The organism is Acinetobacter sp. neg1 (assembly GCF_000788125.1).
Lineage (GTDB): Bacteria > Pseudomonadota > Gammaproteobacteria > Pseudomonadales > Moraxellaceae > Acinetobacter > Acinetobacter vivianii.
In genome coordinates this window covers 114,788-141,281 of record NZ_JSZD01000016.1, presented here as the reverse complement: position 1 = coordinate 141,281, position 26,494 = coordinate 114,788, and the positions used below count along the sequence as shown (strand labels likewise).

Sequence of the window (26,494 nt, the reverse complement as noted above, 5' to 3'; positions counted from 1 at the left end):
CCGTATCGCCTATATTCATCGCGATAGATCCTGAAATACGATGAAATATAGATGTATAACATCTATTCGGAGAGATGTGGACTCAGCACAACGGCTGTGAAAGTTCGAATACAATCAGTTATGATTAAAAATGATTGCTATGCCTTTGTGCATCGTTTTAGTTTCAGAGTATGGGGCTTATGTCATCTATAGAAAATACGTCTTTTCAGCCGATTCGGGATATTCAATTCGAAGGTCTACATCTGATTGAAGCCTCAGCGGGGACAGGCAAGACTTATACACTGTCCAGCTTGATGGTGCGTATTTTCTTGGAGAAATATCTGCCCAATCAGGTCATTGCAACCACCTTTACCCGTGCCGCTGCTGCCGAGTTAAAAAGCCGTATCCGTTTACGTCTGGTGGAGATGCAGCAATATCTGGAACCGTTACGTACCGTGCTGGAACAGGATATTCAGGCATTGGCTGTACAAGAGTCAGATCCGCTCAAACAGCAGGTTTTACAGACTTTTGCACCTCGTATTGCCTACGCCTGTGAACGCTTGAAACTGGTGATTGATCAGTTAGATGAATTATTTGTTGGAACCTTGGACAGCTTTAGCCAGAAGCTGCTCAGAGAGTTTGCTTTTGAAAGTGGCAAGATCGAAACGGCACAGATTACCGATGATGCAAAAAGCTATACTCGTCAATTGATTCATGATGTATTGCGTGAGTGGATTCAGGCTCAACCACAACAAGTGATTGATGCACTTTATAGCGTCGGTGGTCTCAAGAGTGTCGACCATTTTGTCTCGATGGTCGAGAGTTCTCTCAACTTTAGTTCGGCTCAATTTAAATTGCCAGCCATGCCTGAGATTGAACTAGCGCAATTACAACAATGGCAGCAGCAAGCTGAACAGATTGAATTGGCCGAGCTGGCTGAATATTTTCATCTGGATGGTGCGCATTATTCACATATTAATGGTACGTCTTTCCGCAACCATGCTTTTAATAAGCTGTTTACAGTGCATTGTCCTACGCTATTAAATGCTTTAAAGCAACCTACATCGATACAGGTTTTTGATGCTTATTTTGAGGCAGATCGCGATGCCTTATTTAAATTTTTAGACAAGCTCGATAATCAGAAAATTTTTAAGAAATGTCCCGCAGACATTAGTGATGGATTTTATCAGCATCCTGCAATATTGCAGTTACAAGCGCTTGGTCAGGCATTACAACACACACAGCAACAATTTGAACAATTACAGGTTTATCTAAAGGCCTATCTGTGTATTGAGGTCAAAAAAAGGCTGCCACAAGTTTTGCAGCAAAAGGGCGAAACCACATTTTCCCAGCAAATTAAAACCTTGTCTGAAGCATTAAAAGGCGAGCAGGGACAACGTTTTGCTGTATTTGTACAGGCACGTTATCCGCTGATTCTGGTGGATGAATTTCAGGACACCAACCAAGATCAGGATGATATGTTGGCCAGTATCTGGCGACATCCACAGCGCTATAAAAAGGGCTGTATGATCATGGTCGGGGATCGTAAACAGGCCATTTATGGTTTCCGTGGCGGCGATATGCTGACGTTCCTGAATGCCCATCAGGATATTATGGCCAAGCAGGGGCGTGTCTATAAGCTGATTCATAACCATCGTTCAGTGAAAGAGCTGGTCGAGGTGGTAGATGTCCTGTTCCAGCGACAGACCGATTTTGGTGAGCAGGTATTGTATGACCCGATTCAGGCGGGATCACGTCCACATCCTGCCTTGATTGAAAATAACCAGATCAATCCCGCACCATTACGCTGGTTGCAACTACAGGATGGTAATGAACAAGCGACTCAAGTGGCTTGGAAAATACAGACCCTGCTCAATCAGGCACATGCAACACAACTGTATTTGGAGGGTGAAGCCCCTAAAGCCATTTACGAAGATGATATTGCCGTTCTTTCCCGTAGCCATCGCCAACTCGATGAAGTGCAATACGTATTGGAACGTTTGGGGATTCGGGTCAACCGTCCTTCCAAACGCAGTGTCTTTGATTCAGCGATTGCACAGGATATTGGGGCGTTGTTAACCGCCATTCTCAATCCTTATGATGAGGCCAAATTAAAGCGTGCCTTGCTGAGTCGTTTATTTGGCTTTGACTTAACCCGTTTGTTGGCACTTGAGCAAAGTCCAGAAGGCTTAAGTGCTTATATCCAGCAACTGGATGAAATACGGGAAATGTGGCTCAATCAAGGTTTTCTGGCGGCGTGGCAACGTTGTTTAAACCAGTTTGGCATCTGGCAGCAACTGGTCGCAACGCAGAGTAAGGATAATGAGCGTGCGGTGGTCAATTTACGTCATCTCACCGACATTCTGAGTCAGCACAGCGAACATGTGCAAGGCATACAAAATCTGTATCACTGGTATCTCAAACAACTGCATTCACCTAGTGATCGTGAATGGGAGCTAGAACATAAGCTGTCCAGTGAAGCCGGCGTACAGTTGATGACGATTCATCAGTCCAAAGGGCTGGAATATAAAATCGTGTTTTTGCTTGGTGCTAACAAAGCCTTTGCTGAAATGCAGAAGAGTTTAAATTTTTCGACTGCCGAGATTCAGCATCCAGAAACAGGGCAGATTCGTACGCAACGGGTGGTTGCTGTCGCAGATAAAAACTTTCTACAGCAGGCTGAGTTAGATCAACATCAACAACGCGCCTTAGCTGAGCAAAACCGTTTATGGTATGTGGCACTGACGCGTGCCAGCCATCGGGTTTATGCGGTATTTGAACCTGAAAAAGGGGATAAAAATAAGTTTTCTGGTCTGGCATTCTGGAAAAATCAGGGTGAGCCGTTTCAGCATCCTTGTTGTGCAGATGAAGCTTTGATACTTGAACGACCGTATGCCGCCTATCATCAGCAGGACAAACAAAAGCTCCCGCTTGCTGCCCAGCCTTTACCTGAGCAACGCTTTTATGCACGTGGCAAGACCAGTTTCAGTTATCTGGCGCAGCATCTAAAGCACAAGGCCAATCGCATTGACCGACTGGCAAATATCGACCCCGATTTTGAACAGGCCGAAGATGAACTCAATCTTGCCAGCCATCAGAGTTTAGCGACCTCTCAACCGATCGCATGGATTAAGCAATACTTTCCTAAAGGCACGCTGGCGGGCAACTTTCTGCATGAGATTTTTGAGCAGATTGATTTTCAACGACCAGAAACGTGGATTGAGGAAATTCGCCGTCGTTTTAAAAATACCTATCAAAGTTTATGGGTCGATTTACTCGAACAATATCAACAGCACTTTCCAGAGCAGGAGCAACCAGAACAGCAACTGTATGAATGGATTGCGGCATGGTTGCAGGATGTGCTGGTAACGCCACTGAATCAGGACTTTCAATTAAAGCAACTACTGGCGGGGCAATATCTATCGGAATGTCCATTCTATCTGGCGTTATCGGATCGGGTGCTGGCAATGCAGCGTGTGCAACAACTGTTTGAAGAATATGAGATAGAAATGCCTGAACTGCTTGAGGCCAAGTCTGCCCGTTATCTGAATGGTTCAATCGATTTGGTTTACTTCGATGGTCAGCGTTACCATATTGCCGATTATAAAAGTAATTATTTAGGTACGGACCAAGCCGATTACCAACATGAGCAGATTGCAGAAAGTATGTCGCTCTCTAGTTATTGGCTACAAGCGGCTTTATATCTGGTCGCGTTGCACCGTTATCTGGGCGTGAAATTGCAGAACTACAGTATAGAGCAGCATTTGGGTGGCGCGTCTTATTTATATTTACGTGGGATGAATGGACAGGCACAACAAGGCTGTCTGTACTGGAAACCTGAGGACGAATTTATCTTGCGTTTGGATGCAATTCTTGGATATTTTTCTGAGGATAAAGCAGGAAAAATGGTGTAGATAAAATGTATGAAGCTAAACTAAACAAAAACTTATCATGTGGATAAATATGTTCATAACCTTGTGGACAAGCGTGTGGGTAAGTTTGAGGATAACTCTGTGGACAAGCTAGTGGATAATCAGCCTGAGCAAATGACTTGGTTGAATATGTGGAGTAACTACCTCACACAAGCAACATTTTCTCAATCATCGCAATCCGTTGGCGCTGCACAAGTATTACAGCAACTGGTTGAGGCCAGCTTGCAAGGCGATAGTTGTATTGAAGTCAATCCACTACAGCTTGAAGCGCTCGGAGATCTTGCTGTTTCTAGTGAGCTTGCAACCACTCAGGTGGCGCCGTGCGTCTATGATCAGCAGGGCTTGGCATTATACCGATATTGGCAACTAGAGCAACGCCTCGCCCATCAGATTTGTCGATTAAAGCGACAAACAATTCAGAGCATTCAAGCTGAGGATTATCACGACTTACTGAGTGACGAATATCAGCAGGCGGCATTGAAAATGGTGTTGCAACAAGGGCTGAGTATTATTACAGGCGGGCCGGGTACAGGTAAAACCTATACGTTGGCACGTATTATTGCTGCTCTGAATCAGATGATTCCTGATATTCGGATTGCCATGGCTGCCCCGACAGGCAAAGCAGCACAACGTATGCAGGAAGCATTACAGAACTCATTTAATGATCCAAAACTGGTGGCTTCGGGACTGATCACCGATGAATTACGCCATCAGAATACACAAACCTTGCATCGTTTATTGGGCATGGGCAATCGCCAGATTCCTCGTTTTAATCAGAAACAACCTTTACCTTATGATGTAATCGTCGTCGACGAAGCATCAATGCTGGATTTAAATCTGGCAACTGCCTTATTTGAAGCGGTACCTGATGCTTGCCGCATTATTTTATTGGGAGATGCCAATCAGTTAGCTTCGGTTGATGTTGGTTCAGTCTTGGCAGATTTACAGCAAGTTCCTGCACTGGCGGAGAATCGGGTGCAACTGCAAACCAGTCGTCGTTTCTCTGGAGAGGCCAAGATTGGACAACTGGCAAGATTTATTCAGGATCAGCACAATCAGGCAGAAGCTGCTTCTGTATTGGAAAATCTGGAAAGTCAGATCGTACCAGCAACAGCTTTACAAGCAGTGGTCTTATCTAAAGATATGCCTGACCTGATTCAGCTTGAGTATCTGCCAGAACAGAATGAGGCTGATATTACGACGGCACAGCAGAAATTAATGTATGGTTTTCAAGGCTATGTCGAGGCATTAAAAACGTATCTAAAGGCAGATGAACCTGAGCAATCTATTTCACAGGTGATTCAGGCCTTCGATGACTATCGTATTTTAACCGCGATTCGCCACGGACAATTGGGGATTGAACAGCTAAATCGTCATGCTGAACAATGGCTGAACCAGCAACTCAAACAAATTGCCGTAGGAGACTGGTATATCGGACGTCCAGTGATGATGACCTATAATGATTACCAGCTCGGTATTTCCAATGGGGATATCGGGATCTGCTTCAAACATAGAACCCAGCCACAGCAATTTGAAGTCTTTTTTCCCAGCCTGAACAAATGGATTGCGGCCCATCGTTTACCACGAAATATGCAGACCGCGTTTGCCTTGACGATCCATAAATCTCAAGGTTCCGAATTTACTCATACCGCGATTGTGCTGGATGCAAGTGCGGAGAAATTGCTGAGTCAGGAATTGATCTATACAGCGGTCACCCGAGCGAAAAAAGTGGTGAGTATTTTGGCTGATCCAGATGCGCTACAACAGGCACTCACAACGCGTACAGTACGCTGCAGTGGTTTAGTGCAAAAGATCAATTTGGTTATATTGTGAACTTTTTCTACAAAATATGAGCTTTTGTAAGTAAAAGCTTACAAAGATTCGAGATATTGTCGCTAGAGCAAATTAAAGCTTTTTGAGATTATGTACCCACAAAGAGCCTAGCACGGAAAGCTAGGTAAATCGCAAAAATATAATAATAACGTCGTGATGACAGCGAACTTACAGTGAAGTAAGTGATAAGAGAGGAAACTTACAGCCGCTAAGCCTTGTAGTTTTGGGAGAGACTACAGGGCTTTTTTATTTTTACTGTTTCAGCACGTCAAATTTTTCAACATCAATCTATTTCTATAATCCAATCAAAAACGTGAATATTCATGTTTTTGTCGCTTTGTGTGTGTTGAATCAAGTCAGATAAAAAGAAGAAATGAGAATTCTGTTGTAGAACAATTTTTTGTTATTATTAAGTTAAATGTTATACAGACTTGTACGTTTTATCTTACACAGAGATAAGAAAAATGCTATTTTTCTCCATAATTGATTCTGACAGAATAGTCAGTATAGAAACAGCACACACAAGAACAAGATAATAAAGACAATGATGTGTGTAAGATCATTCAGAGGGTGTGAATGTGAAAGGAGAAGAGTTAACAAGAAAAATAAAGCAAAATATAATTATAAAACCTCAGCGCAAAGGCCCAAGTTGAAACTTGGGCTTTTTTTGTTTTGAAGAAATTAGACAAGACAGACAATTCTAGGCAAAATTAACTGTATTTTTCGATTGGTTAAATAATAACAATGTTAAGTAGTATTTTTCAGATATTAGAAAGTTTAGGTCTCAGCACTCAAAAGCGTGCCATTAGTATTCAGTTTTCAAATGCGGCTCTAAATACTCAAATCATGCTGCAACGCGTTGATGGTTATCATGGCATTAATGATGGACTCTCCCTAGAACTGATCTGTTTATCTACCAATCCTTATATTGAACTCAAACAATTTATTGGCTGTCAGATTGCCGTTGATCAAGTGACGGATTCTGGGCAACTCTTTAGAACGACGGGAATTATTACTGGTGCAAGTCAAGGACAAAGCGATGGTGCATTGAGCCTTTATCGACTAACAATGCAGGATGCAACGAGCTTATGGCATAAAAGACGCAATAGCCGCGTATTTATGAATAAAAGTGCCGTAGAGATTTGCGAAATTATTTTTAAGGAATGGCAAAGCAAAAGCCCTTTGTTTGCCGCCAGCCTTAAACTGGATAGCAGTGGTTTAACTAGAAACTATGATATTCGCCCTTTTTCAATGCAGTCCAATGAAAGCGATTATGAATATTTAACTCGGTTATTACGCGAAGAGTCGATTAACTTTTTAATTGATGAATCGAATTATATTGTTGCGAGTTCAAGTCAAAGTATCGAAGCCCAAAAGCTACGTTTGATTGATGATAACGCACAATTTAAGGCGCTTGAACGCCGATCTATTCATTACCATCGTTCCAATGCGGTTGAGCAGGCTGACAGTATTACCAGTTTTATTGCCCAGCGCCAATTACAGCCTACGGCTATACATGTGCAACGTTGGCAAGCAGATAGTCTAAGTCAAGAAGATGCCAGTGGTTCAGTTCTCAGTTCACATCAACACAGTACCCAGCGAGATAATGAGAGTTTAAGTCTGGAACAAGCCTGGAATATTTCACCTGCCTGGATTGCTGATTTAAATGGAGAAGATCAGGCTACAGCATCAGGAAATAATCAATTAGAGAAACTCAACAAGCAGCTCAATCAATATCAAGCTTTACAGGCGAAATACTTTACTGCACATAGTAGTGTTCGAGATACTCAGGTGGGTTACTGGTTTCAGTTGAATGATCATCCAGAATTAGAAAAAAACCATAGTCAAAATGATAAAGAATTCCTAATCCTAACCAAGCATTTTTATAACCAGAACAATCTTCCGAAAGAGATTAAAGAGCAAGTCGAAAAATTACTCAGTCTTAGCCATTGGCCAATCAGTAAAGATAGTGAACAAGAACGCCAAGCCAATGAATTGATGGTGGTACGTCGAACGATTGAGATTGTACCTGAATATGATCCATTGACTCACCGTCCTACCGCACATGTACAACGTGCCAAAGTCGTGAGCGATGGTGAAGAAATTCATGTTGATGAATGGGGACGAATCAAGGTTCGCTTTCTATTTACCCGTACAGAAGACCATGCACATGATGGTGGTGCAGGATCGAATGACAGTGATACCGATTCGGCGTGGGTCGATGTGCTTACCCCGTGGGCCGGCGAAGGCTATGGTGCGCGCTTTTTACCACGTAAAGATGAAATCGTAGTAATTGATTTCTTTGATGGCAATATTGATCGCCCATTCGTAACCGGTCGTATTCATGAAGCGCAACGCTCACCCACTAAATTTGATATTAAAGGGCAACTTCCTGACACCAAAAAGCTCAGTGGTATCCGTTCAAAAGAAGTGGGTGGTGAAGGTTATAACCAACTGCGTTTTGATGATACGACAGGGCAAATCAGTGCACAGTTACATAGTAGTCACAGCGCAACTCAATTGAATCTAGGCAATTTAAGCCACCCTAAGGATAAGGCTGAAAGTGATGGCCGTGGTGAGGGATTTGAACTACGTAGTGATAATGCGGGCGCAATCCGAAGCAAGGGTTTATATCTTTCAACCTTTGTACAAGATCAAGCAAAAGATACTCAACTGGAAGCGAAAGAAGCTCTGGCACAATTTTCAGAAAGCTTTGAAAGTATGAAAGCGCTGTCCGAATATGCAGAAAAACAGCAAGCAGAAGCTGCGGACATGTTGAGTCAGGTCGAGGCTTATATCAAAAAAGTTGAAACACAATGGGCTGACTTAAAAGCAGCACGTGATGCACTGATGCTCATAGCAGCGCCTGAAAGTATTGCTATGGTTTCAGGAAAGAATGTACATCTTCATGCTTTAGAGGCGGTAACAGTCGGAAGTGGGCAATCTGTAAATATTAGTGCAGACGAACATTTTGTATTAAATACCAAGAAAAAACTGAGCATGTTCGCAGGTCAGGAAGACCTTAAAATTTATGCTGCAAAAGGAAAGTTTGATTTACAAGCACAGGATAATCATTTGGAAGCTGCTGCGCGGCTAGACATCAAAATTACGTCATCAGAAGGGAAAGTTGAGATACAAAGCCCAACTGAAATTGTTTTAAAAGCGAAAGACAGCGCTTTAAAAATTAATGCTGAAGGGGTAACGGTGGTTACGCCAAATACATTCAAAGCTAAAGCTGGACAGCATATCTTTACAACAGGGGCGAGTGAAACGCCCCAACTTCCTATTTTTCCGAATAATATCTGCTGGGAATGTTTAGCAAGACGAGCTTCGCAACGTGGAGCATTTATTAACAAAGGCGAGGGTGTGTAATGCAGGGTAATCTGACTCTTTTTTTGGAAACCTTTAAAGATTATCCACTAGATGAACTGGAGCTGAATGTCTATGCGATTGCCGATGCAGCTCAAGATAAGCGCTTTCTCAAAGTATTTGAGCATTTACGCCAGAAGTGCTTGTTAAAAGAAGCCAGTGGAGAGAAAGCGCGAGCTATTTCACCTCATCTCTTGCAGTTACCTCGTGATTTTTCCAGTGCAGAATGGAGCTGGGTTGAACGTCATGTTGCTGGAACAGCAAGTATGACGTTGATTGTAACGCCTGTTTCTTTCGATTTGTTGTTTGAACATCTACGTCAGTTTTTAGAGGTTGAGTTTGAAGGTGGGCTAGAAATGGTTTTAGCCTTTTGGGATCCAGTGATATTGGCAACATTGGTTGGGCATGCTGAGGATCAAACTCTATATGTTAAAGAACCTGTGTTCAGTCCTGAGCAGATCGAAAACTTATTACGCCCTATCCAAAGTTGGTGGTATTGGGATCGTCTCGCTAATCTTCAGGCTATATTTGGTTTAAATCAGAAGCTTGATATTTTACCTCATTATACAACCCCACTCATGTTTACAGTAGAACAAGAGGAAAGAATGGTTGAGGCTACTTTACCTGATCATTTGATTTATCACCTCAAACTGAATCATTCTTTTTTAGTCGATAAAATGGATGATTATGCCTTATATCAATTTGTAATAGATACGCTTCCACAAGCACGAGAATATCATTTGTCTGGAACACGGGATTTATTAAACTTTCTCTGCCTTAAATTGATGTATGGCGACCATTTTAATAAAGATAAAGATCTACAAATCGTGCTTGCTGAATTAAGTAAAAAAGTGATTACGATGGATGAGCTAATGGCGAAGTTAATGACTAAAGCTGGATAAATAATGTGTATGGTTGATTTAGCAGGAATGTATTGTTGATCGTGATAAATTAATAATGAGTTAAGAGTATTTATTATTAAGATGTAAAAATGAAATTTAAAAAAGTATTTATAGTCTTTATCATTTTATCCCTTGTTATCACAGGTTGTGCAGGGATTGGCCCAAATGCAACTTACTATATGGGGGCAACCTCATTTAATTATGATCCTAGATATACCAGTTATATGGTTACATTAAATGATTCAAGAATTGGTGGTGGATTCGGTAGTGGAACAAATGTTGCACCAATTAAAGTTGGGTCTCAAATCATAACGTGGAAGGATACTAATACAGGGGAAGTACATAAATCAAAAAATAAAGTAATTATTACTAAAGAGCAGTTGAAAGGGAAAAAGTATTTGGCAGCACATCTATATCCAGATAATACGGTTGAAATTATAACATCAAATGAATTGCCAGACCCAACAGATAAGGGAGTCAAGTGGAGAACTCAATTGTGGAAACAAAAATATAATAATCAATAAATTTTTATTTTGGATGCTTTTATAATGTTTAAGTATATAAAGAAAGGATAGGGTTATGACATTTAAGAAAGTATTTGCGTTACTTACAGCAATACCACTAAGCTTGGCAGGTTGTGCTGGGATTGGTCCAAATGCAACTTACTATATGGGGACAACTTCCTTTCATTATGATCTAAGATATAATCCCTATATGATTGAATTAAATGGACATACTATCGCTGGGGGATTTGGGAAATCAACAATGGTTAGTCCAATCAAGGTAGGCTCTCAAATTGTAACATGGAAAGATACAAATACAGGTGAAATACATAAAGCTGCTAATCAATTGTTGATTGATAAAGAACAATTAAAAGGGAAAAAATATTTAGCTCTACATATCTATCCAGATGATACCGTTGAGGTGACCACATCAAATGATTTACCCGATCCCACACAAAAAGGATTAACTTGGTTGGAAAAGCAAGAAAGAGCAGGGGTAAAGAAGGGAGATAAATATATTAATTAAACAGTTAAAGTAGGTCATAACTGTTAGTTTTACATATATTTAAGCCATGTAAATTCAAAAAAATCGTTTATATGGCTTAAATATAGAGATAAAGATGAGGGTAGGATTATGACATTTAAGAAATTATTCGCATTACTTACAGCAATACCACTAAGCATGGCAGGTTGTGCTGGGATTGGTCCAAATGCAACTTACTATATGGGAACAACCTCATTTAATTATGATCTTAGATATACAAGCTATGTGGTTGAATTAAATGGAAATGAAATTGGTGGAGGGTTCGGTGGAGGAACAAATGTTGCGCCAATTAAAGTTGGTGTTCAAAAGGTGATCTGGGGGGAGTCAAACAGTTATAAAATGCATGAAGCAAAGAATCAATTAGTTATTACCAAAGAGCAATTAAAAGGGAAAAAATATTTAGCTCTACACATGTATCCAGATGATACGGTTGAAATTACAACCTCAAATGATTTACCCGATCCAACGCAAAAAGGCTTAGAGTGGATGGAAAAACAAAGGAGTATGGGGATAAAAAGGGGAAGTAAATAATAATTAAACAGTTAAAGTAGGTCATAGCTGTTAGTGTTACATATATTTAAGCCATATAAATTTAAAAATCTTGCGTTTATATGGCTTAAATATATAGATAAAGATGAGAGTAGGATTATGATATTTAAGAAATTATTCGCATTACTTACAGCAATACCATTAGGCTTGGCTGGTTGTGCAGGGATTGGTCCAAATGCAACTTATAATATGGCAACGACCTCCTTTCATTATGATCTCTCTTATAACGCTTATATGGTCGAATTAAATAGTAAAGAGATCGGTGGTGGTTTTGGAGGTGGAACAAATGTTGCACCAATTAAAGTTGGTCAACAGGTTATAACTTGGAAAGATAGTCATACTGGGAAATTACATAGAGCAAAAAATGCTGTAGTCATTACTAAAGATCAGCTTAAAGGGAAGAAATATTTAGCCGCGCATTTATATCCCGATGATACAGTGGAAATTACAACTTCAAATGATTTACCTGATCCAACACGAAAAGGCTTAGAATGGATGGATAAACAACGCAGTCAGGGAGTAAAACGAGGAAATAAATAATGTTATCTGAAGAGTTAAAACGAGTCGCTAATATTAATAATGATATATCTAATGATACTCCGACATCTAAACAGGACTGTAGTGATGTGGTCAATATTTCTGTCTTTTTTGATGGGACAGGTAATAATAAAGAGACTGATGAAAAGAGTGGGAAGTGGTCGAATCCTGCTCGTTTATGGCGTAATGCTAATGAGAAAGCTTTATCTGAAAGGAAAGATTCAAAGAGTAGGGTGACATTAAATCACGCCATTTATGTCTCAGGAGTTGGGACTAATTTCAATGCAGAGTTAGGCATTTTTCAAAGAACCATTTCATGGATGCAGGATAATTTGGCACTTGGTTCTGGTGCAGGACTTGGTGGCGCGAGACGTTTAGATTATGGCGAAGAACAGTTTAACGATCACCTAAAAAAAGTTTTGGAAATCAAAGTAAAGAGTGCTGAAAAAAATCTATCGCAATATGCAACAGCTGGGAAAGCCAGTAGCGAAACTGAGCTAACCCAATGTTTGTCAGAGCATCGTCTTATTAAAAAAATTAATATCTCTGTATTTGGTTTCTCTCGTGGTGCAGCATTGGCACGCGCTTTTACCAATCAAATGCTCGGGAAATGTGAATCTACGTGTGATGGTTTGACCTATGGAGAGAAAAAATCTCCGATCGAATTTCAGTTCTTGGGGATCTTTGATACAGTCGCATCCTTTGGTTTACCCTCAACCAATCTTCTGAATAATCTGACCTTTAAAGGTCGTGATATGGTGGTCGATGAACGGGTTAAGATGTGTGTGCATCATGTGGCAGGCAATGAGCAACGCTTTGCCTTTCCAGTTGATCTGATTTGTAAAAGAGAAGATGGCACATTGGCCAATCCAGCTTGGAAGGAAGTAGTCTATCCAGGTATGCATTCGGATGTTGGAGGGGGGTATATGCCATTGGATGAAGAAACCCAGATTACCGATCATTTTGCCCGTATCCCTTTACGCGATATGCTCAATGAAGCCGTACAGGCAGGTGTACGGATGTATAGCTATGAGCAATTACAAAAAGAGCATGGGGACTTATTTAAGACACAATTCGAAGTTTTACCTCAGGTTGAAACCTTATATCAGTCAGTCGTTAGTGATATGCAAAGTCAGGAAGCAACTGCCATGCAGTTAATTCAGGCGAAAAATCCAGATCAAGCGATGAAGCATCGTGAGCAAATCAAAGCCAAGATGATGGCAGCGATGAAAACTTACTATAGTGCTTATGGCACCATCCAGCGTAGCGGTGAAGCAATTGCGACTGAGCAGGAACGTAAGGGGACAATGCGTAGAACGGTAGATTATTCAGTTGCAGCTTTTGGCCCTGCCAGTATGGCCGAGGAAATCAGACGCTTGAGAGCCAGTCAGAATTTTACTGCTTCCAAGAACGGTGGTATCAATATTTTCCGTGTTTTATCACCAGTGTCTAAACTTTATGAATATCTGATTAGTATTGACGGCTGGGAGCTAGAAAGTTGGGAGCGGGACACCATCCAACCTGTCGCTGATTTTTATCAGCAATATGTTCATGACTCAAAATATGGCTTCTTATTCAATGCAGAGCCGTTTAGTTATTTCTATCAAAGAACGGTTTTTGAGCCAAGACGTAGTCGGCAAGGTCAGGAAATCGATAAAAAATTGAGTGAGCAGAAAATAATGTGCTCCAAAGATCCAGAGGTACAGCAACAGCAACTGATGGACTCATTCCAGCAATCGAAACTGGATCAGCAACAGCCAGCTTTAGATGCTGCGAGTTAAGCAGGTGGAAGTAAGGAGGTTGATGATTAACCTCCTTATTTTTACACATAAATTAAACCAGATCCGCCTCAGTACGATCTGTCGCAAACAGTGAGCGGCGCTGATTTTTCGGAATTTTTGGACAATTTGTGGAGATCTGGTACAACGTTTTTGCCAGTGCAGGCAGATGTGTACCTACGACTGATTTACCTGTGGTGAGCAAGGACACACTAATATCACGTTCGGGGTCAGCCCAACACAAAATATTTGAGAAACCGATATGACCAAATGCCTGACCTGTCATTGGACCAAATAAGCCGACAGGATTACTACCCAGCATTGGGCCCAGCGCATAGCGCATTGGTGCCAACAGGGTTCGATCCAGACTAATGCCAGAGGTCGGTAAGGTTGAGCGGAATACGGTTTTTTCACTCATGATTTGCTTGCCTTGATATTCACCACCACTGAGCAGCATTTCAAAAAATCGTCCTGCTTGTTCAGCACTGGTATAAATGTTACCCGCAGGACAAATCGTATCCATAAAGCGATGATCATTGGTGACATCCACCGCCAGTTGCAGGCCACCTCCTAACACATGGTTCAGGTAAAAATCTGTGCCTAAGCTTGGATGAATCCCTGTGGCATAGTTCAAGGCAACATCATCGCGATATTCTGGTTTTAAACCATAGTTGAAATAGTCTAAGCCCATCGGTTTTTCGATGTGCTCTGCGAGGAACTCTCGAACACTTTGTCCTGTCACGCGTTGAACGATTTCACCCAGAATATAACCCGCAGTTACGGCATGATAGGCAAGATGCGTACCTGAAGGGGAAACTGGTTTCGCGGCATAAAGCAGTTTTAAGATTTCTTCCTGATTAAAGAGCAGCTCTGGCGTTACTTCGCTATCAATACGTGGAATCCCCCCACGATGCGAAAGTAAATGAAAAATCGTGGCACGGCGTTTGCCATTGACGCCATATTCAGGAATGTAATAGCTAATCGGATCAAGTAAATTCAGGTCTCCACGCTCATCCAGCATATGCACTAACATGGCTGTTACCATTTTAGATGCAGAAAACAGGCAGACAGGTGTATCTGGGGTCGCAATCTTGGCATCAGGTGCTAAGCCTTCCGTCGAGTTGCCTTGCGCATAACCAATACTGCGGTTTAACAGAATTTGTCCCTGTCGGCGTAAACATAAGGTGATGAGTGGATAGTTCCCCGTTTTATAGAGCGCTTCGACACTGCTCCAGATTTTTTGAATCTGCTTTTCTGTCATGCCACCCAATTCAGCCGAAACTTCATCCTTGGTGCGAATCACCTGATTGAGGTCATGTGGAACGTAGCAAGTATTGGTTGATAAAATTTTCACGCATCCCTCGCAATTTTTTCATTTTCTTTTTTCCTCTGTCATGAATATAAACAGAGCAAGGGTAGTGTGCCTATTTTGTGCAATGCTGTCAGCTGCCGAAATGCCAGCAAACATAAAACAATTTTGCAATATAGCGATAGATCACTTAAAATAGCGCCTTGCTGTAGTGATGCACGGCAGTCAGTTGTTTTCAACTGATCAATATCATTTTATTTTTTAAGCATCTCGGAGAAATCGAATGGCTTTAACTAACGCAGATCGCGCAGAGATCATCGCTAAATTTGCTCGTGCTGAAAACGACACTGGTTCACCTGAAGTACAAGTTGCTTTATTGTCTGCTCAAATCAATGATTTGCAAGGTCACTTTAAAGAACACAAACACGACCATCACAGCCGTCGTGGTTTGATTCGTATGGTAAACCAACGTCGTAAATTACTTGACTACTTAAACGGTAAAGATCACGGTCGTTATGTTGCTTTGATCGGCGCATTAGGTTTACGTCGTTAATTCGATTTTACTTTGTTTTCGCTATTTCGCATGTTGCAATGCCTTATCGCTGAAAAGAGAGTTTCACCTAATTTCCGTTAGGTGAGTTTAGAAGGGGCGCTTGTTCGCTCCTTCTTTGTGTTTAACTTTTATTTAAAAATTTTTGATCTAGTGCGATGGCTTCTAAGCTTTGTCATTTATCCACACGCTAGTGGTGGTCTGAATGCCAAACCTTAGGGGTCTCACTAGAATAAAACTAGGAAAATATAATACATGTCAATGTTTAATATCATTCGTAAAGAATTTCAATTTGGTCAACATCAAGTTGTTTTAGAAACGGGTCGTGTTGCACGTCAAGCCAATACAGTTTTAGTTACCATGGGTGGCGTGACTGTTCTGGTTGCAGTTGTTGCCCAACCTAAAGCAAAAGCGGGTCAAGACTTTTTCCCGTTGACTGTTAACTACCAAGAAAAACAATATGCTGCTGGTCGTATCCCTGGTGGTTACGGTAAGCGTGAAGGTCGTGCTTCTGAAGCTGAAACTTTAATTTCACGTTTGATCGACCGTCCAATCCGTCCATTGTTCCCAGAAGGTTACTTCAACGAGATTCAAGTCACAGCAACAGTTGTTTCTTCTGACAAAACCATGGATGCCGATATTGCTGCAATGCTTGGTACATCTGCTGCATTGTCAATTGCAGGTACACCATTCCGTGGTCCAATCGGTGGTGCGCGTGTTGGTTTAATTAACGGTGAATATGTTCTTAACCCGAACTTCGAACAACTTGCACAATCTGACCTTGATCTTGTTGTTGCTGGTACTGAATCTGCAGTATTAATGGTTGAATCTGAAGCGAAAGAGCTTTCAGAAGACCAAATGCTTGGTGCTGTTCTTTTCGGTCATGACGAAATGCAAATCGCAATTCAAGCGATTAAAGAATTTGCTGCTGCTGCGGGTGCAGTTGAATCAACTTGGGTTGCTCCAAGCAAAAACGAAGTGCTTCTTGAGCAATTAAAAGCAGCTTTCGAAGCGAAGATTTCTGAAGCATATACCATTGCAATCAAACAAGACCGTTATGCGGCACTTGATGCACTTTATGCAGAAGCGGTTGCTCAGTTCGTTCCTGAAAATGACGAGACTGGTATTGCTGACGAAGTAAATGAATTATTTGAAGACCTTAAATACCGTACAGTACGTGACAACATCTTGTCAGGTAAGCCGCGTATTGATGGTCGTGATACCAAAACTGTTCGTGGTATCGACGTACAAGTTGGTGTATTAGACCGTGCACACGGTTCTGCGTTATTCACACGTGGTGAAACTCAGGCGTTGGTTACAACAACTTTGGGTAACACGCGTGATGCGTTGATGGTTGATACCCTTTCAGGTACGAAAACTGACAACTTCATGTTGCACTATAACTTCCCTGCATACTCTGTAGGTGAAACAGGTCGTGAATCTGGTCCTAAGCGTCGTGAAATCGGTCATGGCCGTTTAGCACGTCGTGGTGTTCAAGCTGTTCTTCCAGCGGCTGACCGCTTCCCGTACGTAATTCGTATCGTTTCTGATATTACTGAATCTAACGGTTCATCTTCAATGGCTTCTGTATGTGGTGCTTCATTATCACTTATGGATGCAGGTGTTCCACTTAAAGCACCAGTTGCGGGTATCGCAATGGGCTTAGTGAAAGAAGGCGAGCGTTTCGCAGTTCTTTCTGACATCTTGGGTGACGAAGATCACTTAGGTGATATGGACTTTAAAGTCGCAGGTTCTGCAAACGGTATTACTGCACTTCAAATGGATATCAAGATCGAAGGTATCACTGAAGAAATCATGGAAGTTGCATTAAACCAAGCATTTGCTGGTCGTATGCACATCCTCAATGAAATGAACAAAGTGATTTCACGTGCACGTGCAGAAATCAGTGCGAATGCACCGACATTTGAAGTGATTAACATCAATCCAGACAAGATCCGTGATGTGATTGGTAAAGGCGGCGCAACGATTCGTGCCATTACTGAAGAAACTAAAGCTGCAATTGATATTGAAGATAACGGTACAGTTCGCGTATTTGGTGAAACTAAAGCTGCTGCTCGTGCTGCGATTGCAAAAATTCAAGCACTTACTGCTGAGGTTGAACCAGGTAAGATCTATGACGGTAAAGTAATCCGTATCGTTGAATTCGGTGCATTCGTCAACATCATGCCAGGTACTGATGGTCTTCTTCATATTTCGCAAATTTCAAACGAACGTATTGCGAACGTGACTGACGTATTGAAAGAAGGTCAGGAAGTTAAAGTACAAGTTGCTGATGTCGACAACCGTGGTCGTATCAAGTTGACAATGAAAGATATCGAGCAAGCATAAGCTAGCTCAGTCTTTCGACTAAAAAAAGCGCATTGTACAAACAATGCGCTTTTTTTATTAAGTTAATGATTGTTATAAGTATAAAAAGTTGAAACTGTAAACATAAAATTTCTTTATATTAGACATTAGTCTAATACTTTAAATCTGAGCCCAACAACTAACGTAGAATTCCCCAAATTTCCGTGCCTGCCGTATTTATGTGGTTTTAGATAGACAGTCGGAAGTCTATTTGTTCATCTCAATATGAAGGAATATTGCACATGCTTGTCGATCATGTAGCCGCAGGTCAAGATGACCAACAACCTCCCAAGAAACCAAAGTTCTATCAAATTCTCTATGTACAAGTGATCTTCGCAATTGTTGCGGGGATACTACTTGGTCATTTCTTTCCTGAGTTTGGTGAAAGCTTGAAGCCACTGGGCGAAGCATTCATTAAAATGGTGAAAATGATCATTGCTCCTGTGATTTTCCTGACGGTTGTAACAGGGATTGCAGGGATGAAAAATATTGGAAGTGTTGGGCGTGTCACCGCGAAGGCAATGATTTACTTCTTGACCTTTTCAACCTTGGCTTTGATTATTGGTCTGATTGTCGGAAATGTGATTGAGCCAGGTCATGGTTTAAATATTGATCCAAGTACCTTGCACAGCACCAAAGTCGATGAATATGCAGCTAAGGCGCATGAATCTTCGATTACTGGCTTCTTAATGAATATTATTCCAGATACGTTGGTCAGCCCATTCGTATCGGGACAAATTCTTCAGGTTCTATTCGTTGCCGTATTATTTGGTTTGGCTTTGGCAAAATCAGGTGATTTAGGCCGTCCAGTCACAGACTTTCTTCAACAATTGACCAATCCAGTTTTCACCTTGGTTGGGATGTTGATGAAGTTCGCGCCAATTGGTGCGTTTGGTGCAATGGCCTTTACGATTGGTGCGTATGGGATTAGCTCGATTGGTAATTTGATGTTACTGATTGCGACCTTCTATATTACGGCTTTACTGTTTGTCATTGTGATTCTGGGTGCAGTCGCACGTTATAACGGCTTCTCGATTATTGATCTGATTCGTTATATTAAAGATGAACTCTGGTTGGTACTCGGTACCAGTTCATCTGAAGCAGCATTACCTTCATTGATGGCAAAAATGGAAAAGGCGGGCTGTGAAAAATCAGTGGTCGGCTTGGTCATTCCGACAGGCTATTCATTTAATCTGGATGGTACCAATATTTACATGACCTTGGCAGCCTTGTTTATCGCGCAGGCATGTAATATCGAATTGACGCTGACTCAACAGATCACCATTTTATTGGTGGCAATGCTGAGCTCTAAAGGTGCAGCAGGGATCACTGGTGCAGGCTTCATTACCTTGGCAGCTACACTTTCAGTTGTACCCGCAATTCCAGTTGCAGGTATGGCGCTGATTTTAGGTATTGACCGTTTCATGTCTGAATGTCGTGCATTGACCAACCTTGTCGGAAATGCATGTGCGACTATCGTAGTTGCGAAATGGGATAAGGCATTAGATAAAGAACAACTCGATCTGGCGTTAAAGCACGGTATCGTTAAAGAAGATGCATAATCTTTTATCTGTTAAAAAAGCCTCCATGTGAGGCTTTTTTATTGTGCAGTAAATAGCGGGTTGAATAGCGATAGCTTTTTACGACGCTTCATGGCAGCATTTCAGTAGCTATCCAAATTCATATTGTCCTATGCAGCTTTATTATTTTTATCGCCATAACAGTGAAAATACAATTTTTATTAGTACAGAACAACAAGCAGAACACGCGCTGGAATTTTTGTGGGTCGATAGTTTAAGACAGGATCTGGTCAATCATACCGAGACGTGGCAAAGCGATATTTGTCGGCATACGGGATTGGTTTTGAATGAATTCCATATGCGCGATTTACTCAATATTGAGCATCCTTGTGCTTTTGATACGGTTGAAGAATACGATCTCTTGGTGTTCCGTAAATTAATTAGCCCAGATGACCAAATTCTTGAAAGTGAGAATGTTCTGGAATCCCATGAGAGTGTTTTTGGGCTCGCCACCACGCCAATGAGTTTTATCCTGACGCCACAATTTCTGGTGAGTGTACGCGAGCAGGGCAATCAGGCCGTCGAAAGCTATATACAACGTCTACAGACCATTATGGGACGTCCGATTGCCGAGCAGAATAAACCACGTAAATTACCTGCGACGCCCGCAGACCTCTGCTTGCGCTTGCTGAACAGCATGATTGATGGTTATCTGAATCTGCGCACACCGTTAACACGTCGGGTTGAATATTGGCAGCAGCAGTTGTTACAGGGTAATCGCCGATTTAAGCAATGGCATCAGTTATTTCATGAAGACATGGCATTTCAGCAAATTGAAAATTTATGTGAGGAGCAGATTGAAACTTTGCAGGAGTTTAGAGATGAGCTGGTCGATAATTATCATCATGTGGTGGGTGAGCATAAGCATAAGGCGCAAGACATCTTGCTGGTGCGTTTGAATGATCTGATGAGCCATGTCGAACGGGTACAGAAACATACCTTACGTTTGCGTAATGCGATTCAGTCGGCTATCGACTTGCACTTTTCTGCGATTGCCAATCAAACCAATGAAAACATGCGCATCTTGGCGATTATTACGGCCATTTTTGCGCCATTGACCTTATTAACGGGTGTATATGGGATGAACTTTGAGTTTATTCCTGGACTGAAATCACCTGTCGGATTCTGGATCATGCTGGGCGTAATGTTGATGAGTACCGTGTTGCTGCTATATTATTTCTATCGTCAGCATCTGGTTGGACGCGGTGAACGGAGTGTGATTGATTTGCTTGCACAGCAACATAAGCAGCGTAATCTGAATTTGCTATGGTTTCTGGACTACGAACCGATTAAGCAAACGCTGAAAGAAGTGGAGAAAATGACCAAGCTGAAATAACAGATTTCGTTCAAATATTTCATTGTTAAAAAGTAATTTTAAGCGGAGTCATACTGAGTTCTCATCCGTTCTCAGGATTAACTACTTCGTCTTGCACTTCACCAAAGCTTTAATCGCTTTGGTTCGTTCAGGCTCGCCTTACTTTGGTTTCGCCCTGAGAAGCGTTTAAAGCTTCGCAAGAGCAAAGGCACCGTCATCCACATGAGGAGCGACTAAAGCTCCGCAAGGTTCACTTTTGATACCATACTCACAGCATAGCTGTTCGTCTTGCGCTTCAGACAAAGCAGTGCTTTGTTTATCTTCGCTCAGGTTGTGGATGACCCCCTCGAGTATCAGATTTTATCTAGTTGTTCGTTAAATTAAGAATATTGGTTAATGAAAATGTTTGAGCTGTTTGCGAAGCTGTTGCACTTCATCGATTAAATCCAGCATCACGGCTACTGCTGACAGGCTTGCATCAAAATCACGTTGCAGGCGATAGGCACGTCGAGCACGACTGACATCTTCACCGATAAACTGATAGCTTTGCGGATCGACAGAGATTTGCAAAATATCATAATCGATCAGTTTGAGTACCCATTCGGTACTTTGACCACATGCTTCTGCAAAGTGTTCAAGATCAAGTGCCAATTGTTCATCAATGATTTCAACTTGGCAGTGACCGTCATATTGAATTTCTTTGTATTGAATCGTTGTCATGATCTTACTCCTTATGAGGCACGAGGTTTGAATGCAGCAAAGGCTTCGGCAAATTGTTGATAAGCCTGTTGCTCTTGCTCACTGTGCGCTGGCGGTAAAACAATATTAATAATCAGGTACAGATGCCCCGCAGTCTTGTTCGGAATACCTTTCTCTTTTAAACGTAACTGTTGCCCATTCTTGGCATTTTTCGGCAAGTTCACTTTGAGCTGCCCAGCAGGGGTATCGACTTCAATACTTTGCCCGAGACCCGCTTCCCAAGGGCTGACATCAATGGTTTGATATACATCAGCACCTTCAACACGAATACGGTCAGTATCCTTGTACTGAATCTCGATATAAAGATCGCCATTTGCGCCGCCATTGATACCACTCTGGCCTTGACCATTGAGACGGATTTGCTGGCCTTCTTTCATTCCTTTTGGAATTTTAACTTCTAAGGTTTTGCGTTGAACCTCAGGCTCACCATAGACGTTATAAGTCGGAATTTGTAGCGTGATTTGCTGGGTTGATCCGTGATAGGCGATATCTAAATCGACCTCAATACTGGCATGTTGATCTTCACCACGATAGCTACGTTGTTGGCGTTGAGACCGTTGTTGCCCGCCACCAAAGCCTGATCCAAAACGACCAAACAGGTCTTCAAAGCCACTAAAATCTGCCCCTTCACCTGAACTCTGGCGATAGAACTGCGAACCATCGAAACCGCTTTGGTTACCTTGACCAAAGTTGGAAAAGCCTTGTGGATGATCCAGCATTTGATCATATTCGGCTTTCTTGGTGCTATCGCTTAAGGTGTCGTAGGCGACATTAATCGCCTGCATTTTGGCTTCCGCATCCGCTTCTTTACTAATGTCAGGATGATATTTACGCGCCAGTTTTCGATAGGCTTTTTTGATTTCATCTGCTGAGGCATCTCTGGAAACACCTAGCTCTTCATAATAATTTTTTGCCATGATCTTTAAATATAATAATGTTGTGTTTCTTTCATTATGAAACGAATCCAAGAGATTTCAATGGATTCGATTGTATAAGACTTGTTCTGTTTGAATCAGAAATGAGCGCGTAAATAATTTTATTTGGCTTGGTTGAACGTCTAGATAAAGGTTTCGATTAGACCATAGAGCGCAATCAAGACCAGCAAGGCACCGCATAAACCGAGAATTTTTGGATAAATACTGCTTTGCGATAAGCGACGGAAGAACAGATACACCAAAGATAAGGTCAAGAAATCCAGAACGATCCACGTCACGGTTAATAGACTGAGGCTAAAATTGATATTGGATGAAATTGAAATAAACTGCGGGAAAAATGCCGAGAAGAAAATAATATCTTTAGGATTGGAAATTCCGACCAGAAACCCTTTCTTAAAACCACCATTTTGTGCCGATACGGTTTGAATTGCAGTTGGATGCGGTGCCTGAATGACTTCTTTAATAATGCTATAACCAAGATAGGCAATATAAAGGCAACCTAGCACCCGAATGGCTTTTAAGTAATTTTCATCAATGGTGAGAAAGCCTTTGAGAATCAGCACTGAAATAAAAATCAGGATTAAAGAAGCAAAGTTGGTTCCAAAGATGGTCTGTAAAGCTTTTTTATAACCGCCTTTGAGTCCGGCACTGGCTACCAGAATCATCACAGGGCCGGGCGTGGCAATGAGGACCACCACACTCACAATAAACAGCAAATATTCGAAGTAATTCATAGCTTAATCATAAGGTCGATATTATTGGGAGATTTGAAAATTGTTTTATCGGGTAGACCTTAATACAAAATAAAAAAAGACGGAAGCCCGTCTCTTTTTATTTTTGAACATTGGGTAAATTAACTTAAATGTTCACCGAATAAAGCCAAAGCTTCTTCTGCTGTAAATTCATAGCGTGTATTACAGAACTGGCAATCCATCTGGATCGGGTTTTGTGCTTCTAAAGTTTCGTGTACCGCATCTACACCAATCTGAATCAATGCATTGGCACAACGCTCTTTAGAGCAGGTGCAACCAAACTTTAACTGTTCAATTTCAGGCAAACGCACTTCTTCTTCGTTATACAAACGATAGAGGATTTCATTGGCTGAAAGATCGGTCAGCTCTTCTGGTTTCAAGGTTTCAGTGAGCATGGTCAGACGAGGCCACAGGTCTTCGTCCACCATTTTTTGCTCTTCTTCATCATTACGAGGAAGTAATTGAATCAATAAACCACCTGAACGTTTGCTGTTGGTCGCCAATACGATATGCGTCGGGATCTGCGCCGATAAATCGTAATATTGCGTCAAGCAACCTGCCAAGGTCGGTTGATCAAGCGGTACGATCCCTTGATAGCGTTCGCCGTGCTCAGGTTCAATATTAATGAACAGAACTGGATTGGTTAACGCTGCAAGTACCGTGCGGCTATCATGACCTTCTACAAATCTTGGATCTTCTTCATAATCAGCCAGAGCACGAACTTCACCTAAGTGGTTACATTCAGCCATTGCCCATTTAAAGGTGCCGCTTGCCTGAATCTGTAAGCTAATACGGCCACGGATTTTCAGTGTGCTGGCAAGTAATGCTGTTGCACTTAACATTTCGCCCAACAGGCTTTGTACTGCAGGCATATATTCACGTTGCGCCAAAATGGTTTGCAATGCTTCTTCCAGATGCACCACTTCACCGCGAACAGGGCAGTCCTCAATAAAAAAGCGTTGGCGTAAATCAGACATATTTTTCTCCAGTATCCCGCACAGGGAAAACAAAGCAATGCGCTGCTTTGAAAAGCACTTAAGGCTTTATAAAAAGGTGCATGTATGCAGTCAATAATGGTGTCAGTTTGCTAAAACTCAAGATGTTTCATTGAGTGAATTTGCATCACTTTGTGTGTTTTGATCATTGCGCATGCGATCTGGCTGCAAAGTTTTTGTGTTTTCAAACAAATACTCAAGTTCTGCAATCGCACTTGGATAATGTTCAACAATCTCTTGCTGTTCTTGTACCCAATGTTGCTGGATAAGAAGTAGCTCATCCTGTTGCTTAAAACGTTCCATCTGCATTTGTGCATCAAGATTTGACAGGCCAGTTTCGACTAAAGCCTGCTGAGCCATATCCAGCGAAGCGGCATAGGTTTCACGCCACATATATTGGATGCCTAAACCATTGAGTAAATGGGCATGATGACGGTCGCGTGCCCGCACAAACAGCGTCAGGTCGGGATGATTCAAACGCAGATAACGCGCCAGATTCATACTGTCTTCAACATCATCAATTGCGAGAATTAGTAGCTTGCAGTATTCGATTCCCGCAGCACGCAAGTTGTCGACCTGAGTCACGTCGGCATCAAAAAAACGATGTCCATATTGTTCAATAAAGTCAGCATCAGGTTGGTTGCTGTCAATCACACTGAATTGTTTGCCTTGCGCATGCAAAACTCGGGCAACCACTTGTCCAAAGCGTCCAAAACCGACGATCAGAATCGGATGTTGCGGTACATCTTCAGGCGCAACGGGTACTTTTTTCTGCAATCGTGGCAAAATTTCTGCATCAAAGAGCCAGTACAGCAGAGGCGTCAATAACATCGAACCGAACACAATCAGTAAGGCAGGTTGTAATAAGGCTTTGCTGAGCAGATCTTCACTTTCTGCCAGTTTCAGTAGAATAAAAGTGAGTTCACCACTTTGAGCCAAGGTGATTGCAAACAAGGTGCTGAATCTGGCATGGCGTTGCTGATAATAACGGATTGCTGCAATAACACCCGCCTTGATCAGCACCAATCCAAAGATTGAACCTAAGATTAATAATGGCGTCTGAGCGAGGGGTTCAAGCGAAAGACCGAGACCAATCGCCAAAAAAAACAACCCGATTGCAGCATCTTTAAAGGGGTCAAGAATACGTTCAACTTCAGCTTTGAATTCGGTTTCTGCTAATAATAAGCCTGCTAAAAATGCACCAATCAAGACATGAATATTCAAAATATCCATAATTAGAATGACCGAGACAATGATCAAGGCACTCAGCACAGGGATAAGTTGGATACTGTTTTTTTGTGCTAAAAAGCGGAAGGCTGGACGTACCAGATAGCGACTGGCGAGAAACAGACCCGAAATCGTGGCAATAATTGCAGCAAAATAAGCAATCCCATGTCTTGTAGATGCGGTTTCTTCTAGCAAAGGAAAAAGCGCAATCAGAACCACTGTGATAAAAATCTGAAATTGCAGTGTGGCTAAACAGGCTTGCCCCAACTGGTTATGCAGTTGGTGTTTTTTCTGTAGTAGTTGCTGCACTAAAGTAACCGCGGAGAGTGCCAGTGCGAAGCCAAGAATGAGACTGGTCAGCAATTGATTCAACAGTAGGAAACAGGCACCGATTAAAATTGGGATAATGATTGCAAGTGGTAAGCCGCTATGTTTAAGAATACTTCGACGCTCTACCCAGAGTTGTACTGGTCGAAACGCAAGACCTAGAAAGAGCATGACCGCAATCATACCCAGCTCGAGCAATGATTGAATCAGTTGAGGATCTTCAACCAGCCCTGAGACATTAGAACCGAGTACAAGCCCTGCGATGAGATAACCCAAAACAGTGGTGCCCATATAGCGCTTGGCCAATGGAACAAAAATTAAAGTCGCAGCCAGTAAAAAAATAATGGGTAGCAGTAAGGACATCGAATGCCTCAATTTTTCTATTCTTTGTAGACTAACTCAAATGAGTAAAGGTTAAAAAGACCAATCCTGTGACGTGTCTTTTATAACGT

General features: G+C 41.8%; 19 protein-coding genes. 13 read left to right on the top strand and 6 right to left on the bottom strand.

Annotated elements, in window-relative coordinates; genetic code table 11:
- Positions 1–179 precede the first annotated feature (179 nt).
- The 9 genes from PJ15_RS12805 to PJ15_RS12765 all read left to right on the top strand — a co-directional run bounded on the left by PJ15_RS12805 (position 180) and on the right by PJ15_RS12765 (position 13,929).
- On the top strand, positions 180–3,893 hold the full coding sequence (locus tag PJ15_RS12805) for a UvrD-helicase domain-containing protein (RefSeq protein ID WP_047431412.1): 3,714 nt from the start codon (positions 180–182) through the stop codon (positions 3,891–3,893).
- 99 nt (positions 3,894–3,992) lie between these two features.
- Positions 3,993–5,744, top strand: coding sequence for an exodeoxyribonuclease V subunit alpha (gene recD, locus PJ15_RS12800; protein ID WP_200045941.1), 1,752 nt, complete (start codon positions 3,993–3,995; stop codon positions 5,742–5,744).
- 744 nt (positions 5,745–6,488) lie between these two features.
- A complete protein-coding gene (locus tag PJ15_RS12795) occupies positions 6,489–9,116 on the top strand; it encodes a type VI secretion system Vgr family protein (protein ID WP_047431406.1) in 2,628 nt (875 codons plus the stop codon).
- Positions 9,116–10,015, top strand: coding sequence for a DUF4123 domain-containing protein (locus tag PJ15_RS12790; protein ID WP_047431403.1), 900 nt, complete (start codon positions 9,116–9,118; stop codon positions 10,013–10,015). Before PJ15_RS12795 ends, PJ15_RS12790 begins: the two co-directional genes overlap by 1 nt.
- An 89-nt stretch (positions 10,016–10,104) precedes the next feature.
- Positions 10,105–10,539 carry a hypothetical protein gene (locus tag PJ15_RS12785; RefSeq protein ID WP_047431400.1) on the top strand — a complete coding sequence of 145 codons (435 nt, stop codon included), beginning with the start codon at positions 10,105–10,107 and terminating at the stop codon, positions 10,537–10,539.
- 55 nt (positions 10,540–10,594) lie between these two features.
- On the top strand, positions 10,595–11,044 hold the full coding sequence (locus PJ15_RS12780) for a hypothetical protein (RefSeq protein ID WP_047431398.1): 450 nt from the start codon (positions 10,595–10,597) through the stop codon (positions 11,042–11,044).
- Between the two features lie 108 nt (positions 11,045–11,152).
- The gene (locus tag PJ15_RS12775) at positions 11,153–11,593 is read left to right on the top strand and encodes a hypothetical protein (protein WP_047431395.1); all 441 of its coding nucleotides are present in this window, start codon (positions 11,153–11,155) and stop codon (positions 11,591–11,593) included.
- Positions 11,594–11,710: 117 nt separating this feature from the next.
- Entirely contained in the window at positions 11,711–12,151 is a 441-nt protein-coding gene (locus PJ15_RS12770; protein WP_047431392.1) for a hypothetical protein, read from the top strand.
- The gene (locus PJ15_RS12765) at positions 12,151–13,929 is read left to right on the top strand and encodes a T6SS phospholipase effector Tle1-like catalytic domain-containing protein (RefSeq protein WP_047431389.1); all 1,779 of its coding nucleotides are present in this window, start codon (positions 12,151–12,153) and stop codon (positions 13,927–13,929) included. The genes PJ15_RS12770 and PJ15_RS12765 overlap by 1 nt, the downstream gene beginning before the upstream one ends.
- A 52-nt stretch (positions 13,930–13,981) precedes the next feature.
- Here the strand turns inward: PJ15_RS12765 and PJ15_RS12760 are convergent, their stop codons facing one another.
- Positions 13,982–15,280: a serine hydrolase domain-containing protein gene (locus tag PJ15_RS12760; protein ID WP_047431387.1), complete on the bottom strand. Its 1,299-nt coding sequence runs from the start codon at positions 15,278–15,280 to the stop codon at positions 13,982–13,984.
- A 238-nt stretch (positions 15,281–15,518) separates the two neighbouring features.
- Between PJ15_RS12760 and rpsO the strand changes: the two genes are divergently transcribed.
- From rpsO to PJ15_RS12740, 4 genes are all read left to right on the top strand, one after another.
- Positions 15,519–15,788, top strand: coding sequence for a 30S ribosomal protein S15 (gene rpsO, locus PJ15_RS12755; RefSeq protein ID WP_004774141.1), 270 nt, complete (start codon positions 15,519–15,521; stop codon positions 15,786–15,788).
- A 258-nt stretch (positions 15,789–16,046) separates the two neighbouring features.
- Positions 16,047–18,134 carry a polyribonucleotide nucleotidyltransferase gene (gene pnp, locus PJ15_RS12750; protein ID WP_171067053.1) on the top strand — a complete coding sequence of 696 codons (2,088 nt, stop codon included), beginning with the start codon at positions 16,047–16,049 and terminating at the stop codon, positions 18,132–18,134.
- A 260-nt stretch (positions 18,135–18,394) separates the two neighbouring features.
- Positions 18,395–19,714 (top strand): dicarboxylate/amino acid:cation symporter, encoded by a 1,320-nt coding sequence (locus PJ15_RS12745; RefSeq protein ID WP_005255404.1) that lies wholly within the window; start codon positions 18,395–18,397, stop codon positions 19,712–19,714.
- A 130-nt stretch (positions 19,715–19,844) separates the two neighbouring features.
- The gene (locus PJ15_RS12740) at positions 19,845–21,068 is read left to right on the top strand and encodes a magnesium transporter CorA family protein (protein ID WP_047431384.1); all 1,224 of its coding nucleotides are present in this window, start codon (positions 19,845–19,847) and stop codon (positions 21,066–21,068) included.
- Positions 21,069–21,440: 372 nt separating this feature from the next.
- On the opposite strand, the gene PJ15_RS12735 is transcribed toward PJ15_RS12740, so the two are convergent.
- The 5 genes from PJ15_RS12735 to PJ15_RS12715 form a co-directional block, all read right to left on the bottom strand.
- Entirely contained in the window at positions 21,441–21,767 is a 327-nt protein-coding gene (locus tag PJ15_RS12735) for a chaperone modulator CbpM (protein WP_004774148.1), read from the bottom strand.
- Between the two features lie 11 nt (positions 21,768–21,778).
- Positions 21,779–22,723, bottom strand: a complete 945-nt coding sequence (locus PJ15_RS12730) for a DnaJ C-terminal domain-containing protein (RefSeq protein ID WP_047431381.1) — start codon at positions 22,721–22,723, stop codon at positions 21,779–21,781.
- 140 nt (positions 22,724–22,863) lie between these two features.
- The gene (locus tag PJ15_RS12725) at positions 22,864–23,475 is read right to left on the bottom strand and encodes a LysE family translocator (RefSeq protein ID WP_004774151.1); all 612 of its coding nucleotides are present in this window, start codon (positions 23,473–23,475) and stop codon (positions 22,864–22,866) included.
- Between the two features lie 119 nt (positions 23,476–23,594).
- Positions 23,595–24,470, bottom strand: coding sequence for an Hsp33 family molecular chaperone HslO (gene hslO, locus PJ15_RS12720; protein ID WP_005255398.1), 876 nt, complete (start codon positions 24,468–24,470; stop codon positions 23,595–23,597).
- 117 nt (positions 24,471–24,587) lie between these two features.
- Positions 24,588–26,405 (bottom strand): cation:proton antiporter, encoded by a 1,818-nt coding sequence (locus PJ15_RS12715; protein ID WP_047431377.1) that lies wholly within the window; start codon positions 26,403–26,405, stop codon positions 24,588–24,590.
- Positions 26,406–26,494 lie beyond the last annotated feature (89 nt).

What these genes read in the sequence shown, in the direction of transcription:
- hslO (WP_005255398.1), bottom strand. Translation starts at nt 24,470, where the DNA reads ATGTCTGATTTACGCCAACGCTTTTTTATTGAGGACTGCCCTGTTCGC.
- rpsO (WP_004774141.1), top strand. Translation starts at nt 15,519, where the DNA reads ATGGCTTTAACTAACGCAGATCGCGCAGAGATCATCGCTAAATTTGCT.
- PJ15_RS12780 (WP_047431398.1), top strand. Translation starts at nt 10,595, where the DNA reads ATGACATTTAAGAAAGTATTTGCGTTACTTACAGCAATACCACTAAGC.
- PJ15_RS12775 (WP_047431395.1), top strand. Translation starts at nt 11,153, where the DNA reads ATGACATTTAAGAAATTATTCGCATTACTTACAGCAATACCACTAAGC.
- PJ15_RS12740 (WP_047431384.1), top strand. Translation starts at nt 19,845, where the DNA reads ATGCAGCTTTATTATTTTTATCGCCATAACAGTGAAAATACAATTTTT.
- PJ15_RS12730 (WP_047431381.1), bottom strand. Translation starts at nt 22,723, where the DNA reads ATGGCAAAAAATTATTATGAAGAGCTAGGTGTTTCCAGAGATGCCTCA.
- PJ15_RS12715 (WP_047431377.1), bottom strand. Translation starts at nt 26,405, where the DNA reads ATGTCCTTACTGCTACCCATTATTTTTTTACTGGCTGCGACTTTAATT.
- PJ15_RS12735 (WP_004774148.1), bottom strand. Translation starts at nt 21,767, where the DNA reads ATGACAACGATTCAATACAAAGAAATTCAATATGACGGTCACTGCCAA.
- PJ15_RS12805 (WP_047431412.1), top strand. Translation starts at nt 180, where the DNA reads ATGTCATCTATAGAAAATACGTCTTTTCAGCCGATTCGGGATATTCAA.
- PJ15_RS12790 (WP_047431403.1), top strand. Translation starts at nt 9,116, where the DNA reads ATGCAGGGTAATCTGACTCTTTTTTTGGAAACCTTTAAAGATTATCCA.
- pnp (WP_171067053.1), top strand. Translation starts at nt 16,047, where the DNA reads ATGTTTAATATCATTCGTAAAGAATTTCAATTTGGTCAACATCAAGTT.
- PJ15_RS12795 (WP_047431406.1), top strand. Translation starts at nt 6,489, where the DNA reads ATGTTAAGTAGTATTTTTCAGATATTAGAAAGTTTAGGTCTCAGCACT.
- PJ15_RS12770 (WP_047431392.1), top strand. Translation starts at nt 11,711, where the DNA reads ATGATATTTAAGAAATTATTCGCATTACTTACAGCAATACCATTAGGC.
- PJ15_RS12785 (WP_047431400.1), top strand. Translation starts at nt 10,105, where the DNA reads ATGAAATTTAAAAAAGTATTTATAGTCTTTATCATTTTATCCCTTGTT.
- PJ15_RS12725 (WP_004774151.1), bottom strand. Translation starts at nt 23,475, where the DNA reads ATGAATTACTTCGAATATTTGCTGTTTATTGTGAGTGTGGTGGTCCTC.
- PJ15_RS12765 (WP_047431389.1), top strand. Translation starts at nt 12,151, where the DNA reads ATGTTATCTGAAGAGTTAAAACGAGTCGCTAATATTAATAATGATATA.
- PJ15_RS12745 (WP_005255404.1), top strand. Translation starts at nt 18,395, where the DNA reads ATGCTTGTCGATCATGTAGCCGCAGGTCAAGATGACCAACAACCTCCC.